At 72.5% G+C, this 17757-nt stretch carries 18 protein-coding genes; 11 read left to right on the top strand and 7 right to left on the bottom strand.

Annotation, left to right across the window (positions count from 1 at the left end; all coding sequences use genetic code 11):
* Positions 1-71: 71 nt before the first annotated feature.
* From J2S42_RS09980 to J2S42_RS09960, 5 genes are read left to right on the top strand one after another with little or no spacing between them, the layout of a single operon-like run.
* Complete coding sequence (locus J2S42_RS09980) at positions 72-1109, top strand: iron-siderophore ABC transporter substrate-binding protein (RefSeq protein ID WP_307237843.1); 1038 nt, start codon at positions 72-74, stop codon at positions 1107-1109.
* Positions 1106-2143: a FecCD family ABC transporter permease gene (locus tag J2S42_RS09975; protein WP_307237841.1), complete on the top strand. Its 1038-nt coding sequence runs from the start codon at positions 1106-1108 to the stop codon at positions 2141-2143. The genes J2S42_RS09980 and J2S42_RS09975 overlap by 4 nt, the downstream gene beginning before the upstream one ends.
* Positions 2140-3174 carry a FecCD family ABC transporter permease gene (locus tag J2S42_RS09970; protein ID WP_307237839.1) on the top strand — a complete coding sequence of 345 codons (1035 nt, stop codon included), beginning with the start codon at positions 2140-2142 and terminating at the stop codon, positions 3172-3174. Before J2S42_RS09975 ends, J2S42_RS09970 begins: the two co-directional genes overlap by 4 nt.
* Positions 3171-3977, top strand: a complete 807-nt coding sequence (locus tag J2S42_RS09965) for an ABC transporter ATP-binding protein (protein WP_307237837.1) — start codon at positions 3171-3173, stop codon at positions 3975-3977. Before J2S42_RS09970 ends, J2S42_RS09965 begins: the two co-directional genes overlap by 4 nt.
* 9 nt (positions 3978-3986) lie before the next feature.
* Positions 3987-4814, top strand: coding sequence for a helix-turn-helix domain-containing protein (locus J2S42_RS09960; protein ID WP_307237834.1), 828 nt, complete (start codon positions 3987-3989; stop codon positions 4812-4814).
* Between the two features lie 1064 nt (positions 4815-5878).
* Here J2S42_RS09960 and J2S42_RS09955 read toward each other — a convergent pair.
* Complete coding sequence (locus tag J2S42_RS09955; protein ID WP_307237832.1) at positions 5879-6388, bottom strand: hypothetical protein; 510 nt, start codon at positions 6386-6388, stop codon at positions 5879-5881.
* A complete protein-coding gene (locus tag J2S42_RS09950) occupies positions 6385-6975 on the bottom strand; it encodes a CDP-alcohol phosphatidyltransferase family protein (RefSeq protein ID WP_307237830.1) in 591 nt (196 codons plus the stop codon). Before J2S42_RS09950 ends, J2S42_RS09955 begins: the two co-directional genes overlap by 4 nt.
* A gap of 148 nt (positions 6976-7123) precedes the next feature.
* Between J2S42_RS09950 and J2S42_RS09945 the strand changes: the two genes are divergently transcribed.
* The 5 genes from J2S42_RS09945 (at position 7124) to J2S42_RS09925 (ending at position 12661) form a co-directional block, all read left to right on the top strand.
* Positions 7124-7399 carry a hypothetical protein gene (locus tag J2S42_RS09945; protein ID WP_307237828.1) on the top strand — a complete coding sequence of 92 codons (276 nt, stop codon included), beginning with the start codon at positions 7124-7126 and terminating at the stop codon, positions 7397-7399.
* The gene (locus J2S42_RS09940; protein ID WP_307237826.1) at positions 7396-9396 is read left to right on the top strand and encodes a S9 family peptidase; all 2001 of its coding nucleotides are present in this window, start codon (positions 7396-7398) and stop codon (positions 9394-9396) included. Before J2S42_RS09945 ends, J2S42_RS09940 begins: the two co-directional genes overlap by 4 nt.
* Positions 9369-10877, top strand: a complete 1509-nt coding sequence (locus J2S42_RS09935) for a sensor histidine kinase (RefSeq protein ID WP_307237824.1) — start codon at positions 9369-9371, stop codon at positions 10875-10877. Before J2S42_RS09940 ends, J2S42_RS09935 begins: the two co-directional genes overlap by 28 nt.
* A gap of 11 nt (positions 10878-10888) precedes the next feature.
* A complete protein-coding gene (locus J2S42_RS09930) occupies positions 10889-11545 on the top strand; it encodes a response regulator transcription factor (RefSeq protein WP_307237822.1) in 657 nt (218 codons plus the stop codon).
* A 141-nt stretch (positions 11546-11686) separates the two neighbouring features.
* The gene (locus J2S42_RS09925) at positions 11687-12661 is read left to right on the top strand and encodes a Clp protease N-terminal domain-containing protein (protein ID WP_307237820.1); all 975 of its coding nucleotides are present in this window, start codon (positions 11687-11689) and stop codon (positions 12659-12661) included.
* Between the two features lie 7 nt (positions 12662-12668).
* Here J2S42_RS09925 and J2S42_RS09920 read toward each other — a convergent pair whose 3' ends face one another.
* The 4 genes from J2S42_RS09920 to J2S42_RS09905 are packed head-to-tail and all read right to left on the bottom strand — an operon-like array spanning position 12669 to position 16166.
* A complete protein-coding gene (locus J2S42_RS09920) occupies positions 12669-13427 on the bottom strand; it encodes an ABC transporter ATP-binding protein (RefSeq protein ID WP_307237818.1) in 759 nt (252 codons plus the stop codon).
* On the bottom strand, positions 13424-14443 hold the full coding sequence (locus J2S42_RS09915) for a FecCD family ABC transporter permease (RefSeq protein WP_307237816.1): 1020 nt from the start codon (positions 14441-14443) through the stop codon (positions 13424-13426). The genes J2S42_RS09920 and J2S42_RS09915 overlap by 4 nt, the downstream gene beginning before the upstream one ends.
* Positions 14440-15180: a class I SAM-dependent methyltransferase gene (locus J2S42_RS09910; RefSeq protein WP_307237814.1), complete on the bottom strand. Its 741-nt coding sequence runs from the start codon at positions 15178-15180 to the stop codon at positions 14440-14442. The genes J2S42_RS09915 and J2S42_RS09910 overlap by 4 nt, the downstream gene beginning before the upstream one ends.
* Positions 15177-16166: an ABC transporter substrate-binding protein gene (locus J2S42_RS09905; protein ID WP_307237812.1), complete on the bottom strand. Its 990-nt coding sequence runs from the start codon at positions 16164-16166 to the stop codon at positions 15177-15179. The genes J2S42_RS09910 and J2S42_RS09905 overlap by 4 nt, the downstream gene beginning before the upstream one ends.
* A 92-nt stretch (positions 16167-16258) precedes the next feature.
* On the opposite strand from J2S42_RS09905, the gene J2S42_RS09900 reads away from it, so the two are divergent.
* A complete protein-coding gene (locus J2S42_RS09900) occupies positions 16259-16966 on the top strand; it encodes a HEAT repeat domain-containing protein (RefSeq protein ID WP_307237810.1) in 708 nt (235 codons plus the stop codon).
* Positions 16967-16973: 7 nt separating this feature from the next.
* Here the strand turns inward: J2S42_RS09900 and J2S42_RS09895 are convergent, their stop codons facing one another.
* On the bottom strand, positions 16974-17696 hold the full coding sequence (locus tag J2S42_RS09895) for a lysophospholipid acyltransferase family protein (protein WP_307237808.1): 723 nt from the start codon (positions 17694-17696) through the stop codon (positions 16974-16976).
* Positions 17697-17757: the final 61 nt, after the last annotated feature.

Raw genomic sequence — 17757 nt, 5'->3', positions numbered from 1 at the left:
TGGATCATGACCGTACGCAGGGGAGGTGTTAGGTTAGGCATCCCTTAGTGAATGAGAGTGGAGTTCCCCTTATGCGCTCACACCGGTTCCTGGCCGGGGTCGTCGCCGTCGTGGCGGCGGTCGCCCTGACCGCCTGTGGGTCCGACAGCGAAGAGACCCCCGCGGCCGGCGGTTCCGCCGCTCCGGCCGGCGACACGTTCCCGGTCACGGTCACGCACGCGCTCGGCACCACCACGATCCCGGCGAAGCCGGTGCGGGTAGCGACCGTCGCGTGGGCCAACCACGAGGTTCCGCTCGCGCTCGGCGTCGTACCGGTCGGCCTGGCCAAGGCCAACTTCGCGGACGAGGACGGCGACGGCTACCTGCCGTGGGCCTCGGACAAGCTCAAGGAGCTCGGCGGCGCGGCCCCGGTGCTCTTCGACGAGACCGACGGCATCGACTTCGAGGCGGTGGCGAACACCAAGCCGGACGTCATCCTCGCCGCGTACTCCGGGCTGACCCAGCAGGACTACGACACGCTGAGCCAGATCGCGCCGACCGTGGCGTACCCGACCACCGCGTGGGCCACGCCGTGGCGTGACTGGATCAAGCTGGAGAGCAAGGCGCTCGGCCTCTCCGCGCAGGGCGACGCGCTGATCGCGGAGATCGAGGGCCAGATCAAGGCCGCGACCGCGAAGCACCCGGCGCTGGCCGGCAAGTCCGCGATGTTCATGACGCACGTCGACCAGACGGACCTGAGCAAGTTCAGCTTCTACACCACGCACGACACGCGGGGCGCGTACTTCGCGGACCTGGGCCTGACGACGCCGCCGAGCATCGCGGAGCTGTCCGGCACCACCGACCAGTTCGCGCTCTCGGTCAGCGCGGAGCAGGTCGACAAGCTCGCCGACGTCGACATCATCGTGACCTACGGCGACGCCGACATGGTGGCGAAGATGCAGGCCGACCCGCTGCTGTCGAAGATCCCGGCGGTCAAGCGCGGCTCGGTCGTGGCGCTGGTCGGCACGTCCACGGTCGGTGCGGCCGCGAACCCGACGCCGCTCGCCGTGCCGTACATCGTCGACGAGTACGTCAAGCTGCTCGCCGACGCCGCCGCCAAGGTGTCATGACGCTTCTCGAAAAGGAGCCGGACGTCGCCGTGGTGCGGCGTCCGGCCCGCGTCCGTCTGTTCTGGTTCCTCGTCGCGCTGGCCGTGGTCGGCATGGCGATGCTCGCGTCCGTCGCGTTCGGCTCCCGGATCGTCGGCTGGGACGCGATCGTCGACGGTGTGGCCGGCCACTCCGAGACGATCGACCAGGCCGCGGTGCTCAAGCGCGTGCCACGCACGCTGCTGGCCGTCATCGTCGGCGCCGCGCTGGCGGTGTCCGGCGCGGTGATGCAGGGCGTGACCCGCAACCCGCTCGCCGACCCCGGCATCCTCGGCGTCAACATGGGCGCCTCACTCGCGGTCGTGGTCGGCATGACCACGTTCGGCCTGGCCTCCGCGGTCGGCGTGATCTGGGTGGCGATCCTCGGCGCGGCGCTCTCCGCGATCTTCGTCTACGCGGTCGGTTCGCTCGGCCGGGGCGGCGCCACACCGCTCAAACTCGCGCTGGCCGGCACCGCGACCACGGCCGCGCTCACCTCGCTGATCACCGCGGTCATCCTGCCTCGCGCCGACGTCTCCGATCGGTTCCAGGACTGGCAGATCGGCGGCGTGGGCGGCGGCAGCTGGGAGAACATCCGGCTGGTCGGCCCGTTCCTGCTGGCCGGGTTCGTGATCTGCCTGCTCTCCGCGCGCCCGCTGAACTCGCTCGCGCTCGGCGACGAACTCGCCACCGGGCTCGGCGAGCGGGTCGCGCTGGCCCGCGGCGTCGCGGCGCTCGGCGCGGTCGTGCTCTGCGGCGCCGCCACCGCGGTCACCGGCCCGATCATGTTCATCGGACTGATCGTGCCGCACGTGTGCCGGCTGCTGATCGGGCTCGACCACCGCTGGATCCTGCCGTTCGCCGCGCTCCTCGGCGCCGCGCTGCTCACCGTCTCCGACGTGGTCGGGCGGGTGGTCGACCGGCCGCAGGAGGTCGAGGTCGGCATCATCACCGCGCTGATCGGCGCGCCGTTCTTCATCTACATCGTCCGCCGGCAGAAGGTACGCGAGCTGTGAGCACCACGACACTCGAGGCCGTGACGCGCGGCCGGGTTCGGCGTGCCCGGCGCCGCCGTACCGTGCTGGTCGTGCTCGGTCTTCTGGTCCTGGCCATGTACGCCGTGAACATCATGTTCGGCCGGACGTTCTACCCGCCGGACGACGTGTTCCGGGTGATCCTCGGCGAGACCGTGCCCGGCGCCACGTTCACGGTCGGCACGCTGCGGCTGCCGCGGGCCACGCTCGCGCTGCTCGCCGGCCTCTGCTTCGGCCTCGGTGGCGTCACCTTCCAGACCATGCTGCGCAACCCGCTGGCCAGCCCGGACATCATCGGGATCAGCTCCGGCGCGAGTGCGGCCGCCGCGTTCGCGATCGTCACGCTGGGGCTGAGCGAGACCGCCACCTCCACGTTCGCGATCGCGGCCGGGCTGGGCGTGGCCCTGATCATCTACCTGATGTCGTTCCGGGACGGCGTGTCCGGCACCCGCCTGGTGCTGATCGGCATCGGCATGGCCGCGATGCTGCAGAGCGCCACCTCGTACGTGCTGTCCACCGCGTCCCAGTGGGACCTGCAGGAGGTGCTGCGCTGGCTGACCGGCAGCCTCAACGGTACGAGCTGGGGCGAGACCGTCCCGGTCGCGATCGCGCTGCTGGTGCTCGGCCCGGTCCTGCTCGGCCAGGGCCGCAACCTGTTCATGCTGCAGCTCGGCGACGACATGGCCGCGGCGCTCGGCATCCGGCTGGAGGTCACCCGGATCACGCTGATCGTCGCGGCGGTCGGCGTGATCGCGTTCGCCACCGCGGCGTGCGGGCCGATCGCGTTCGTGGCGTTCCTGGCCGGGCCGATCGCGTCGCGCATCATCGGGCCGGGTGCGTCGCTGCTCGTACCGTCGGCGCTGGTCGGTGCCCTGCTCGTGCTCGTCGCGGACTTCGCCGGGCAGTACGCGCTGGACATCCGCTACCCGGTCGGCGTCGTCACCGGCGTGCTCGGCGCGCCGTACCTGCTCTACCTGCTCATCCGCACCAACCGGGCCGGAGGCTCGCTGTGACCACCGACCACACGCTGCAGGCCGAGAACCTCACGCTCGGCTACAAGGAACGCGTCGTCATCAACGACCTCGACCTGGCGTTCCCACCCGCGAAGATCACCGCGATCGTGGGCGCGAACGCGTGCGGCAAGTCCACGCTGCTGCGCTCGATGTCCCGGCTGCTCGCGCCGCGCACCGGCCACGTGCTGCTGGACGGCCGCCAGGTGCACCGCATGCCGGCCAAGGAACTCGCCCGCACGCTCGGCCTGCTGCCGCAGTCGCCGACCGCGCCGGAGGGCATCACGGTCTCCGACCTGGTCGGCCGCGGCCGGCACCCGCACCAGCGCATGCTGTCCCGGTGGTCGAAGGACGACGACGTGGCGGTCGCGGCCGCGCTGGACGCCACGCACACCGCCGAACTCGCGGACCGGGCCGTCGACGAACTCTCCGGTGGCCAGCGGCAACGCGTCTGGATCGCGATGGCGCTCGCCCAGCAGACCGACGTGCTGCTGCTCGACGAGCCCACCACGTTCCTCGACGTCAGCCACCAGGTCGAGGTGCTGGACCTGCTCACCGACCTGAACCGGTCCCGCGGCACCACCATCGTGATGGTGCTGCACGACCTCAACCTGGCCGCCCGCTACGCCGACCACCTGATCGCGCTGGCCGGCGGCACCGTACACGCGGCCGGCGACCCGGCGGACGTGCTCACCGAGGACTGCGTGCGCGCGGTCTTCGGCCTGGACAGCCGGATCATCCCGGACCCGACGTCGGGCAAGCCGCTGATGCTGCCGCTCGGACGGCATCACGTGATGCCGGAATAGGGTCGGTGCATGACCATCGAGGCGCTGCCGTCGCGGCGGCTGGCCGGCAGCGACGGACTCGGGTGGCGGCGCGTGCACGCCGCGGTCTACGACGACCCGGCCGAGACCGAGGCGTTCGCCACCCGCGTCCCGGAGCTGCTGCTGGTCCTGGTCACGGACGGCCGCTACCGGATCGAGAGCCGGCACGGGCGCACCTGGCACCGGGCCGCGTACCGGCCCGGCTCGATCGGCGTGACCGCACCCGGCAACCGCAGCGAACTCCGCTGGCGCGCGACCGCGGCGGGGCCGATGCGGTCGCTGCACCTGCGCCTCGACCCGGGACTGCTACCGGGCACCGGGGCGTTCCCGGACGCGCTGACGATCGACGACCCGTACGTCAGCGCGGCGGCTCGTGCGCTGGGCGACGCGCTCGACGCCGGTGCTCCCGGGTTGTACGCGGACGCGGTCGCGCAAGGGCTGGTCGCGCATCTCGCCTATCGGGTGAACGCGGCGGCGGGGCCGGTCGCGGCGGCACCGCTGGGCGCGGCTGACCGGGAACTGGTCGTGTCGTACATGCGCGCGCATCTGGCGGACGATGTGTCGCTGGACGAGCTGGCGGCGCTGGTGAACCTGTCGAAGTACCACTTCCTGCGGATGTTCGCGCGGACGACCGGGCTGACGCCGCACCGGTACCTGTCCCGGCTGCGGCTGGAGGCGGCCGCGGAACTGCTCCGCGGGGGGACGCTGCCGGTGCATCGGATCGCGCTGATGTGCGGGTACGGGAGCGCCAGCCGGTTTGCGGCGGCGTTCCAGCGGGCGTACGGGTGTGGGCCGACTGCGTACCGGCGGGGGGTTTGACGGGGGCCGTTGGTGGGGGGAAGGTCTGCGGCGGGCCTCCGGCGGGTCTCGGCTCCGGGGGGAGGCGAGGGCTTTCGGGGTCTGGGGGTCGGCATGTCCGGCGCTGGGGCGCCGGACATGCCTTTGTTGCGGTTGGGTGGGGGTGGCGGCCCTGCCGATGATCTGCACCCCAAGGGTGGTCGACAGCAGACGGGGCAGCCAGGCGGTGGCGGTTTGCGCGGTGCGCGCTCAGGACATCGAAGGCGGGTTCCGTTCCCGGTGGGCGGAAGGTGATCTCCTTGTGTCGGTGGTGGCTGTTTTCGGTCGTCTGAAGTGGTCGTCGGACGGCGCCGGTATCTCGTTGCGGTGGGCCGGTGGGCCGGTGGGGCGCTTGTCGATTCTGTGCCGGGAATGTCGGTATATGGTGCCGTGGGATTGCGGCGCGCGTGGTGCGGATCTCGCTATGGAGTGCTTACCGGGCCTGAGTGATCAATCAGTGGAGCGAAAAGGATATCAACTTCGCTAAATGATCTCCTTTTTGCTCCACTGATTGATCGCTTAGGTTTGCTGGGTCGATTTATGGCTCGATGGCGGCTGCTGATCTTATCGCTGAACGCCGCAATAGGGTGATATTTCCGGCGTCGGGGCGCGAGGGTAACGCTTTGATTCTTGATCGCTTCTCAGGCGCCTGTCGCCGCGTTGTCGATCATGCGCGGGGTTCGGCCATGAGTGCTGATCCGGGCGCCTCATCCCGGCCGTCGGTGCTGATCCGGGCGCCTCACCTCGGCCGTCCGTGCCGATGCGGACGGCGCATCGCGGCCGTCACGCGCCTGTCCGGCTGGTCAGCGTTTACCCGCTACGGCGATAGTCGCGTCGCGTAGCGGCGATGCGGTGGGCTTTGTGTGAAGTGCGCACCGTGCAGATTGCCGCCGCCGCGCATCCGGGGTGCGCGAGAACCAGTCCGGCCCGGCACGAAACTCGAACGGACCGGCCGGAAATGTGCGCTTTCCGGCCCTGGAGCTCGGGGTCCGGCGGAGGCGCCTTGGCCTTTCCAGGGCCAATTCTGTCGTCGGTCGGCCGTCGCATCAATGCCCGAGGAACGGTGACTCCAGCAACGCCGCCGGTGCCAACGCGATCGCCACGAAGCGTGCGCACCGCCCGGCCAGGCACACCGCGGTGAACATCGTCACCGACATCGGTCCCCGCGCGGCGTACACCGTCACGAGCAACAATGGTGGGAAGCCGAGAAATGCGCTCGCGAACAGGATCGGCACCGCCTGACGCGGCCGGTCCAGTGTCTGCATCACGACCCGCGTCCGTTCCAGCAGCACCCGGGTTCGCCCGGTGCCGGCCGGGCGGGCCGGGACCTTCCGGGCGATCAGCGCCCGCAGGCGCTCCGACCGGACCGCGCCGCGGACGGTGCCGAACAGCAGCAGTTTGCCCGCGGTCTGGCCGATCCCGGCCGCGATGCCGAGCGGGATCGGGGGTTCGTCGGTGGCCGCGACCACGCCGATCAGGTACGGCTCGACCGGGGTGATCGGGAGGATCGCGGACACCGCGCCGACCACCAGCGCCGCGAGGACGGCGGCGATCATCGGGCGGGCGAGACCAGGCGGGCGATGCGGACCATGGAGGCGATCTTGACCAGGGTCACGGCGGCGGCGAGCAGAGCGGGGTAGAGCGGGGACGGGGAGACCAGGACCAGCAGGACGACCGCGGACGTGTTCAGCACCTTCGCGGGCGGGGACCAGTTCCACCGGTAGACGCTCCGGTCGACCTCGGCGAAGTAGTTCGGCGATACCAGCGCCCACATCAGGAACGACAGGCTGAGCATGGTGTCGAGGACCATGAACTGGACGAGGAAGATGGCCAGCGGGACGACCATGCCCGGTTTCAGCGTGAGCAGCGCGGCCAGGCACAGGGACGTGCACGCGCGGTCGCTGATGATGTCGAAGACGGCGCCGGCCCGGGTCTCCTGCTTCAGCCAGCGGGCCACGATGCCGTCCAGCGTGTCGCCGATCCAGTAGACCGCGTAGGCGCCGATCAGCAGCGGCCAGCTGCCCGTGACGAGCGCGGCCAGTGCGAGCGCGACCGCGCCCACGGTCCGGACCAGCGTGATCAGGTTGGGCACGGTGGTGAACGGAAGGCCGGACTGGACCAGAGGCACGGCGATGTTCGTCACATTTCCTCCTGTCCACGCGGTGCCGACCGAGCGTAGCGGTAGCGCTCAATACCGGACTCAATCGGCAGCCGGGTCAACGAAAGTCGCAGAACAGGGCACGACTTCCCACCGACGCGCGCGGTCCGGCCCGGTCGGCAGACTGTCCGGCATGACGTTCACCATCGTCCTGGTCCTGGGCACGACCGGCACCCTGCTGCTGATCGCCTCCGCGGTCCTGCACAAACGCCCGGACGGCCGGCGCGAGGACGGCCGGTACCCCGGCGCCGACCCGGTGACGCTGCGCGCGGACGTCCTGGCCGCGCTGGACCGTGGCGCGGACGTCCGCGCGGTCCGGCTGTACCGCGAGCGGACCGGCGCCGGGTTGCTGGAGGCACACGCCGAGGTCGCTCGGATCCGCCGGGAAAGTGGTAATAACTATCCATGATCGCGGATTTCAGGAACCTTGACGCCTATGCGGCGCTGCCCAGGGTCGGCGGCCTGCGGCTCTCCCCGGACGGCGGCCGGCTCGTGGTCGGCGTGGCCACCCCGGACCCGAGGAAGAACCGGTACGTGACCGCGCTCTGGGAGGTCGACCCGGCCGGTGAACGCCCGGCCCGGCGCCTGACCCGCAGCCGGGCCGGCGAATCCGCGGCCGGTTTCATGCCCGACGGCGACCTGCTGTTCGTGTCGTCCCGGCCGGAGCCGGACGCCACCGGCGACGACGGCGAGGAGACCGCGGCGCTGTGGCGGCAGCCGGCCGGTGGCGGTGACGCGCGGGTGCTGGCCCGGCCGCGGGGCGGCGTGCGCGGCGTGGTGGTCGCGGACGACGGCGGCCTGGTGTTCGGTTCCGCGCTGCTGCCGTCGTCCACCGGCGTCGACGACGACGAGAAGCGCCGCACCGCACGGACGGACGCGGGCGTGACCGCGATCCTGCACGACGAGTTCCCGGTCCGGTTCTGGGACCACGACCTCGGCCCGGCCCGCACCCGGCTGCTGGCCCGCGCGGACGTGGAGCGGGGCGACCTGCGCGACCTGACCGGGCACGTCGGCTACGCGCTGGACGACGACGCGAGCTGGGACCTGAGCCGGGACGGGCGCACGCTGGTCTCGTCGTGGACCGTGCCGGTGCCGCACGGTGGCCACCGGTCGACCGTGGTCGCGATCGACGTGGCCACCGGCGAGCGCCGCACGCTCGCCTCGGACGAGCACCTGGAGTACGGCTCGCCGCGGCTGTCCCCGGACGGCACCCGGGTCGCGATCACCGTCTCCCGGCGGACCACCGCGGACGACCCGGGCGACGTCTGGCTGGCCGTGGTGCCGGCCGGCTCCACCGGGCACGACGTCCACGACCTCACGAAGGACTGGGACCGCCGCCCGCACTCGGCGCGCTGGACGCCGGACGGCACCGCGCTGATCGTGGTCGCGGACGACCTCGGCCGTGCCCCGCTGTGGCGGGTCGGCGCCGAGGACGGTCAGGTCACCCGCCTGACGCCGGACGACGGCGCGTACACCGACGTGGAGATCTCCCCGGACGGCCGGTGGATCTACGCGTTGCGCGCGACCATGGACACGCCACCGGCGCCGGTCCGGGTGCCGATCGACGGCGGCGCCGTGACGCGGCTCCGCGGCCCGGTCGAGGCCCCGGAGGTGCCGGGACGCCTGGACGAGGTCACCGCGACCGCCGCGGACGGCACCCGGATCCGCGCCTGGCTCGCGCTGCCCGCGGACGCCGCCGAGGACCACCCCGTACCGTTGGCGCTGTTCATCCACGGCGGTCCGCAGGCGTCCTGGAATGCCTGGTCGTGGCGGTGGAACCCGTGGGTGCTGACCGCGCACGGCTACGCGGTGCTGATGCCGGACCCGGCGCTGTCCACCGGGTACGGCCGCGACTTCATCGCCCGCGGCTGGGGCCGGTGGGGCGACGCGCCGTACACCGACCTGATGGCGCTCACCGACGCGGCCGAGGCGCGCGCGGACATCGACGCGAACCGCACGGCCGCGCTCGGTGGCTCGTTCGGCGGCTACATGGCGAACTGGATCGCCGGGCACACCGGCCGGTTCGCCGCGATCGTCACGCACGCGTCGCTGTGGGCGCTCGACCAGTTCGCCCGCACCACGGACACGTCCGACTACTGGACCCGCGAGATGACCGACGCGATGACCGCGGCGTACTCGCCGCACCACTCGGCCGACGACATCACCACGCCGATGCTGGTCATCCACGGCGACAAGGACTACCGCGTACCCATCGGTGAGGGTCTTCGCCTCTGGTGGGACCTGAAATCCCGGTCGCAGACCGGGCACCGCTTCCTCTACTTCCCGGATGAGAACCATTGGATCCTGAAACCGAGACACAGCGCGATCTGGTACGAGACGGTGCTGGCGTTCCTCGCCGAGCACGTCCGGGGCGAGGAGTGGCAGCGGCCGCGATCGCTCGGCTGAGGTCGGCGGGCCGGTGGCGGCTCGCCTACGAGATCGGCCTGACGGTGCTGGTGACCGCCGTGGTGGTGTTCGCGGCGGTCGCCGACCCGGTGCACCCGCTCGCGCCCTGGCTGGAGGGCGTCGCCGCACCGGTCGTGCTGCTGCTGCGGCTGCGCCACCCGCTGCCCGCCTACCTGGCCGCCGCGCTGGCCGGCCTGGTCACCGGCGGGCCGAACACGATGCTGCTGATCGTGCTGAGCGCGTCGCTGGCGTACCGGGCCGCGCACGCCTGGCAGGTCGCAGCCGGTCTGGCCGGGGGCTGGGCCGCGTTCACCGGCGCGATCGGGCTCTGGGAGGGGCGGCTCGACCTGACCGACCTGGTCCTCACCTCCGCGCTGTTCGCGCTGTTCGCGCTGATCCCGGCCGGGGTGGCGCGGATGGTCCGGCGGCGGCGCGTGCTGCTGGACGCGATGCACCGGCGCAATGTGCAGCTGTACTCCCAGCAGGGCGAGGTGGCGCGCGCGGCGCGGGCCCGGGAACGTACCCGGATCGCTCGTGATCTTCATGATTCGCTCGGCCACAAGCTCACGCTGATCTCGCTCTACGCCGGCATGCAGCCCGCCGGTGAGCACGGGGAGCTGCTGCGCGAGACGTCCGCCGCCGCGATGACCGAGCTGCGGCAGATTCTCGGGCTGCTCGGCCAGGACGACGAGCAGCCGTCCGTCCGGTCGCTGGACGGCCTGGACGAACTGTGCGCCGGCGCCCGCGCCTCCGGCGCCCAGATCGAGATCATCCGCGAGGGTACGGCCCGGCCGCTGGCCCCGCTGACCGAGCACGCGGCGTACCGGGTGATCCAGGAGGGCGTGACGAACGCGCTCCGGCACGCGCACGGCGCCACGATCGTGGTGTCGCTGCGCTACGAGCCGGACGCGCTGGTCGCCGGCGTGACGAACACGGCCGGGCAGCGCGTGGCCCGGCAGACGTCCGGGCAGGGTCTGCTCGGCCTGGCCGAACGGGTGCGGGTCGCGCACGGCATGCTCTACCACGGGCCCACCCCGGACGGCGGTTTCCGGCTCGCGGCGACGCTGCCGTACCCGGGCGGCGTGCCGGCGCCCGCGGCCGCGGCGCCGGACTTCGCCGAGCTGGTCGCGCGGGACCGGCGCACGTCCCGCCGCACGCTGATAGCGACCACGCTCGGCATCCTCGGCGTGCTGGCACTCTGCTGCTCCGGGCTGTGGCTGACCGCCGCGCTGGTCGTGGTGGACCGGGACACCTACGAGTCGGTCCGCGTCGGCCGGCCCGAGCGGGAGGTCCGGGAGCTGCTGCCGGATCCGGAGGCCGGGCTGACCGACGTGCTCGGCGGCCGGGCCGTGCCGGGCGCGGAGTGCGTCGACTATCAGGCGTCGCCGCTCGACCCGGACGGCCGCAACCGCGTGTACCGGTTCTGCTTCCGGGACGGCACGCTGGTAGACAAACAGGAGTTCCTGGACCGGCGGCCGTGAGAGACGATGCGATGACCCACCCGATTCGAGTCCTGCTGGCCGACGACGACCGCCTGGTCCGCGCCGCGATCGAGACGATCCTGCGGGCCGCCGGCGACGTCGAGCTGGTCGCGCAGGCCGGCGACGGCCGCCAGACGATCGACCTGACGCTGCTGCACCGGCCGGACGTGGTGCTCCTCGACATCCGCATGCCGCTCCTGGACGGGCTCGCGGCGCTGCGCGAGATCCGCCGGATCGCACCAGCCGTGCAGGTGGTCATGCTGACCACGTTCGGCGAGGACGACTACGTGGCGCAGGCGCTGCACGCGGGCGCGGCCGGCTTCCTGCTCAAGGACTCGGCCGCGGACGAACTGGCCAACGCGGTCCGGGCCGCGGCCGCGGGCGAGGCGTTCCTCTCGCCGAAGGTGACCCGCCAGGTCCTCGACCGACTGCCCGCGCCCCCGGCGGTGTCACCGGCGGACCTGGCCCGCGTCGAGTCGCTGAGCAGCCGCGAGCGCGAGGTGCTGATCCTGCTGGCCCAGGGCCTGTCGAACGCGGAGATCAGCGCGCAGCTGTTCGTCACCGAGGGCACCGTGAAAACCCACCTCTACCGGGTCTTCACCAAGATCGGCTGCGAGAACCGCGTGCAGGCGGCGATGCTCGCGCAACGAGCGGGCCTGTTGAACTGATGCGATGTTCCCGCTTCCGGCGTGGTCGCGTGCCGACTGCTCCCGCGGGCAGCGGCTCTCGTCGTGGCCGCCTTTCCAGGACCGGGGATTCGCACTTTCGGCAGACGCGACGGGAACGGTGACGCTGCTGTACTCGACCGTATGGAGAGCATTCTTCTGGAGCGGTCCGACATGCTGCTGGTGTTCAGCGCCGCGGTGCTGCGCGGCGACGACGACGAGCCGATCAGCACGGACAATCTGCTGGTCAGCCTCGCCTCGGCGGACGGGACACGGGAGATCCTGGATGCGGCGGAACTGACCCGTACCGTGGCGGCCTCGGTGCGCAAGCACCGGCGGGCGGAATGGGTCAGTGACGATCGCGGCGGCCCGGTAGAACTGATCATCGCGGACGGCGGAACCCCGGCGGAGTTCACGGTCGCGGCCGCGGACGCGCTGCGCCGCGCCGACCGGGCCGCGCGCGCGGACGGCCGGGACGGGTGCGAGTCCCGTGACCTGCTGGCCGCGTTGATCGAGGACGAGGACAACCGGGCGGCGGAGCTGCTGCGGGCCTGCCGGATCCCGGTGGCGGCGCTGCGGGAGAGCGTCCAGCGCGGGCGGCCGCTGCGGGTGGCCGACCCGGTGCCGCGTGAACTGCACCGGGTGCGGGACATGCTGATCGGCCGGACCCGCTACCCGCGCGTGCGCTTCTGGCAGAACCCGCTGCTGGCGATCGTGGCCCCGGCCCGGACGAACCTGGCGCCGCACCCGCTGATCTGGCAGGCGCTGGAGACGCGCGAGCAGGCCCGCGAGCACGGCCACCGCACGCCCGTCTCGGACGACGCGCTGCTCGCGCTGCTGGCGATGTACGAGCTGGCCCGGTACTACCCGCACCTGTACCGCAACGGCGACGAGCGGTACAGCGGCGGTGCCGCGCTGGCCGCCGCCGGCGTCACCTACGCGGCACTGCGCCGCACCGCCGCCGGCACGGACCTCGGCACCGACCCGCGCCCGCTGCGCAAGGCCGTGCCGAAGGCGCCGGCGGACACGGTGGAGCTGCTGCGCCTGCTGCTGGCCGACCGCGACAACCGCGCGAACCGGCTGCTCGCCGCGGCCGGCGTCACCGACGTCCGGGTCTGACCCGGCGTCAGGGCACGATGCGGATCCGCGGGCGGCCGTCGTCGCCGGCGGTCACCTCGGCCTCGACCCGGTAGACGCGCCGGATCATCGCCGCGGTGAGCACGTCGGCCGGCGACCCGGCGGCGACCAGGCGGCCGTCCAGCAGCAGCGCGACGTGATCGCAGAACGCGGCGGCCAGGTCCAGGTCGTGCAGCGCGGTCACCACGGTGCGGCCGGCCGCGCGCAGCCGGTGGAACAGCGCCAGCCGATGCCGGATGTCCAGATGGTTGGTGGGCTCGTCGAGCAGCAGCACCTCCGGGTCCTGCAACAGCGCGCGGGCGATGTCGGCGCGCTGCCGTTCACCGCCGGACAGCTGCGACCAGCGCCGGTCCGCGATGCCCGGCAGCCCGGCCGCGTCCAGCGCCTCCTCGGCCCGCCGGTCGTCGTCCACGGTGGTGGGTGCGAGCGCGGGCCGGTGCGGGATGCGGGCCAGCAGCAGCACGTCCCGCACGGACATGTCCACGTTCGCCGGTACGTGCTGGGTGACGATCGCGATCCGGCGGGCCAGCGCGCGGCGCGGGATCGTGGCCCGGTCGGCGCCGTCGACCAGCACCCGGCCATGATCCGGGCGCTGCAGCCCGGCCAGCACGCGCAGCAGCGTGGACTTGCCGGAGCCGTTCGGGCCGAGCAGCCCGGTGATCGCGTGCGCCGGCGGGGTCAGCGTCACGTCGTCGAGCAGCGCTCTGCCACGTACCCGGCGGGTGATGTGCTCTGCCTGAATCGTCAATTCCGGGCTCCTCGGCGGCGCAGCAGGACGGCGAAGGCGGGCACGCCGATCAGCGCGGTGACCACGCCGACCGGCACCTCCTGAGGGGCGAAGATCGTGCGCGCGGCCGTGTCGGCCCAGATCAGGAAGATCGCGCCGATCAGCGCGCACGCGGGCAGCAGCAGCCGGTGCCGCGCGCCGATCAGCGCCCGGGCCGCGTGCGGCACGGTGAGACCGACGAAACCGATCGCGCCGCTCGCCGCGACCAGCACGGCGGCCAGCACCGCGGTCGCGGTGAACAGCAGCGCGCGGACCCGGGCCGGGGAGAAGCCGAGCGACTGGGCCACGTCCGTGCCGAATGAGAACGCGTCCAGCGCGGGCGCCGCGGCCCAGCAGCAGACCAACACGGCCGCACCGGTCGCGGCGCACAGCGCGACCGACGTCCAGGACGCCGCGGTCAGCGAGCCGAGCAGCCAGAACGTGATGCTGCGGGTGTTCTGCGCGGTCGCGTCGGACACCACGATCAGGCTGGTCGCGGCCGAGAACAGCTGACCGGCCGCGACACCGGCGAGCAGGATCCGGGACGGCTCGGTCCAGCGGCGGCCGGCCAGCGCCAGCGCCAGCGCGAACGCGGCCGCGCTCCCGGCGAACGCACCCGCGGACAGCGCGGCCGCGCCGGTCGCGAAGCCGAACACCAGCACCGAGACCGCGCCGGTCGACGCGCCCGCGGAGATGCCCAGCAGGTACGGGTCGGCGAGCGCGTTGCGGGTCAGCGCCTGCAGCACCGCGCCGCACACCGCCAGGCCCGCGCCGACCAGCCCGGCCAGCAGCACCCGCGGCGTACGCAGGTCCCAGACGATGCTGTCGGTCAGCGGGTCCAGCGGCGTCACCGGCAGGTACGCGTGCCAGGCGAGCGCCCGCAGCACCTGCGCGGCGGTCAGGTCCGCGGCGCCGACCGCGACCGCCGCAGCCGTGCTGAGCAGCAGCGCGGCGAGCGCACCGGTCAGCACGGCCGAACGTCGGAGCAGCGCGATCATCTGCGGGCGAAGACCACGTAGTCGTCGAGGTACTGCCAGACCGTGCCGGTCTCGGTGAAGCCGGCCGCGTCCAGCGCGGCGAGGTGGAACGCCAGCGGCGCGAGCGGCTGCGGCGGGCGGTTCGCGAACCGCCGCTCCCGCTCCCCGGTGAGCGCGGCCAGCTCCGGGCGGCGCGCGGCCTCGTCGTACCACTGCTGGTAGTCGAGGGTTCCGGCGGCGAACGCCGCCGCCTGGGTACGCGCGTCGTGCCGCGCGGAGACGTCCGCCAGCGTCGGGTCGGCCGGGCCGAAGCGCAGGTGGTCCGCGTTGAGCAGGACGCCGCCGGGCTTCAGCAGGCCCGCGGCCGTGGTGTAGACCGCGGACAGCTCGGTGGGGGAGAGCCAGTGCAGCGCGGTGGAGCTGAGGACGGCGTCGACCCCGCCGGTCCGCGTCTCCCAGCCCGGCACGGTGAGGTCCGCGTCGACGAGGGTGACGCGGTCCGTGCCGTGCCGCTCGGTCAGCGCGTGCCGCGCCACGGTCAGCAGGATCGGGTCGAAGTCGATCGCGATCACGCGCGCCTTCGGGAACGCGGACAGCACCCGGTCGGAGATCGCGCCGGGACCGCAGGCCAGGTCCAGCACGGTGAACTCGTCGCCGTGCACGGTGCCCAGCACCTCCAGCATCACCTCGAAGCGCTGCTCGCGGTACGCGATGTACGCCTCCTGCTGCCGGTCCCACGCGTCCAGGAGGTCCCTCACCGGCCCAGCTCCTTCAGTCCGGCCGCGACCTGCTCGGCCGCGGTGATCGATCGGATCGACGGGTCCATCGACGAGCCGGAGACCGTGACGAACCGGTCGTTCTTCACGGCGTCGAGGTTCTTGGTAACGGCGTTCGACGTCAGGAAGTCCTTCTTGGACTGCGCGCTGTCGCCGTCGCCGCCGCGGGTCAGGTCGGCCAGCACGATCACGTCCGGGTTCCGCTGCGCGATCTCCTCCCAGCTGCCGGCCGGCCAGGTCTGGGTCGCGTCGCCGTACGCGTTGGTCACGCCCAGGTGCGCGCTGATCGCGGCCGGGAGCCCGTTCTGCCCGGCGACGTACGGCGTGGTGGTACCGGAGTAGTACCAGAGCACGTCCGTGTCCGCGCTGCCCGCACCGGCCGTGGCCGCGAGCCGCGCCCGCTGGTCCGCGACGACCTGCGCGCCCTTCTCCGCCACGCCGAAGATGCCGGCGATCTCCTCGATCTCCGCGAAGATGCCGTCGAAGCCCACCGCGCCCGCACCGGCCGCCGGGTCCTCGCAGGCGAACCGGGACAGGTACGCGGGAACGCCGAGCTTCTGCAGGTCGGCACGCGGCCCGGCCGCATCCGTGGCGTAGGCGGAGGTGAACGTCGAGTAGACGAAGTCCGGCTTCGCGGCCAGGACGGCCTCGCGGTTCGGGTAGAGCTTCGCCAGCACCGGCACCGCGTCGTAGGCGGCCTTCAGCTCCGGCAGCACCGGGTCGGTCTGGTAGCTGGTGCCGGCCATCCGGTCCGCGAGCCCCAGCGTCAGCAGGATCTCGGTGGCGTTCTGCTCCAGTGCCAGCGCCCGCCGCGGCGGCGGCGCACTGATGGTAAGCGGCAGGCCGCAGCTGGTCACGGCCGCGGCACTCGGCACGCTCGAGGCCGGCGCTGCCTCACTCTCGCTGCGCGCGCATCCCGCCGTGACCGCGAGCGTCACGGCGAGAACGGATATGACAACGGTTTTCATGACGGGCAAGCTAGCACGGACGCTCAAGGTTGAGCCGTTGCGGGGGTGGTTAACCGGTTGTCCGGGCGGTCGCGGGCGCGGACGATCCCGGCATGGAACCGATGCTGGCGGAGCTGATCGCCGCCGCCCACGCCGCGGACCCGGAGGATCGGCTCCGGGCCGCGGAGAACCTCAGCCTGGCGATGGACGACGACGACCCGGCCGGCGTGGCGGAGCTTCTGGTGCTCGCCGCCGACCCGGACGTGCGCATCCGCGACTGGGCGACGTTCGCGCTGAGCCACCTGGTCGGGCAGGACAGCACCGGGATCCGGGCGGCGCTGTGGGCGCGGACCGGCGACGAGGACGAGAACGTACGCGCGTACGCGCTGCACGGACTCGCCCGCCGGCGGGACTCGCGCGCGTGGCCGCTGATGATCGAGGCGTTCGAGTCCGGCACGGTGAAGGAGCATCTGTTCGAGGCCGCGGCGTTCCTGCGCGAGCCGCGACTGGCCCCGCACCTGCGTGAGTTCGGCGACGACGAGAAGGGTCGCATCGCGGCCGCGCTGACCGAGTGCGACCCGCGGTCACGCGCGGCCCGCGACGACCTCGTGCTCCAGGTCGTCGATCTGCTCTTCGCGCAGGCCCCGGAATTCGAGCCGACGATCTACTGTGAACGGTTCCATCTCGACATCCTGCTGGAGTCGAACGCCTACCGGCCACATCACGTCACCGACGTCATCTCCGTGCTCCGGGTGACCGGCAACGACCCGGCCCGCGCCGCCGCGCGCATCATCGACGGCTTCCGGGCGGCAGCGGGCTGAGGGCGGTCTATCGCACTGCGGCGAGGGCCGCTTCGATGGCGCGGTGGGCCGCGTCGCGGAGGGCGCGGGCGTCGGGGAAGTCGGCGGGGAGGAGGGCGGGGAGGACCTCGACGCGGGCGTTGACCTGCGCGCGGAGAACCAGGCCGTGTTTGGGCAGCGCGCGGCCCGTGCCGTGCACCGCGATCGGGTGGACCGGGACGTTGTGGCGTACGGCCAGTTCGAACGCGCCGTCCTTGAACCTCTGCAGGCGGCCGTCGTCGGTGCGGCGGCCCTCCGGGAACAGCAGCACCGGCGCACCCCGGGACAGCAGCTCGCCGCAGCGGGCCATCATCTTCCGGACCGACTCGCCGCTGCCACGGACCAGCGGGACATAGCCGTTCAGGTGCATGTTCCAGCCGACGAACGGGACCTTGAAGATCTCCGCCTTGGAGACCCACTTGAACGGGCGGAACAGGTCGAACAGCACCAGGATGTCGATCAGCGAGGCGTGGTTCGCGACCAGCACCGCGGCGCCCCTCCACGGCAGCAGCTCCCGGCCGGTGGTACGCAGCCGCCAGAGCGGGTTCAGCCGCACGTAGAAGACGGCCCAGGCGGACGAGTAAAGGTGCAGCACCACCCGGCGCCGGTCGAACGGCAGCGTCACCGCCCAGATGACCAGCGCGCCGGCGAAGAAGACCGGGCAGGTCAGGACGATGACGGTCCAGTACACGTACGAGAGCAGCCGGAGCATCCCGAGAATCTAGCGCTTCGCGCCGGACGCGGGAGAAGCGGTTTGTGTGCGGGTTGTGAAG

The sequence above is a fragment of the Catenuloplanes indicus genome (genome assembly GCF_030813715.1).
Classification (GTDB): Bacteria; Actinomycetota; Actinomycetes; order Mycobacteriales; family Micromonosporaceae; genus Catenuloplanes; species Catenuloplanes indicus.
This window is presented reverse-complemented; position numbering and strand designations above follow the sequence as displayed.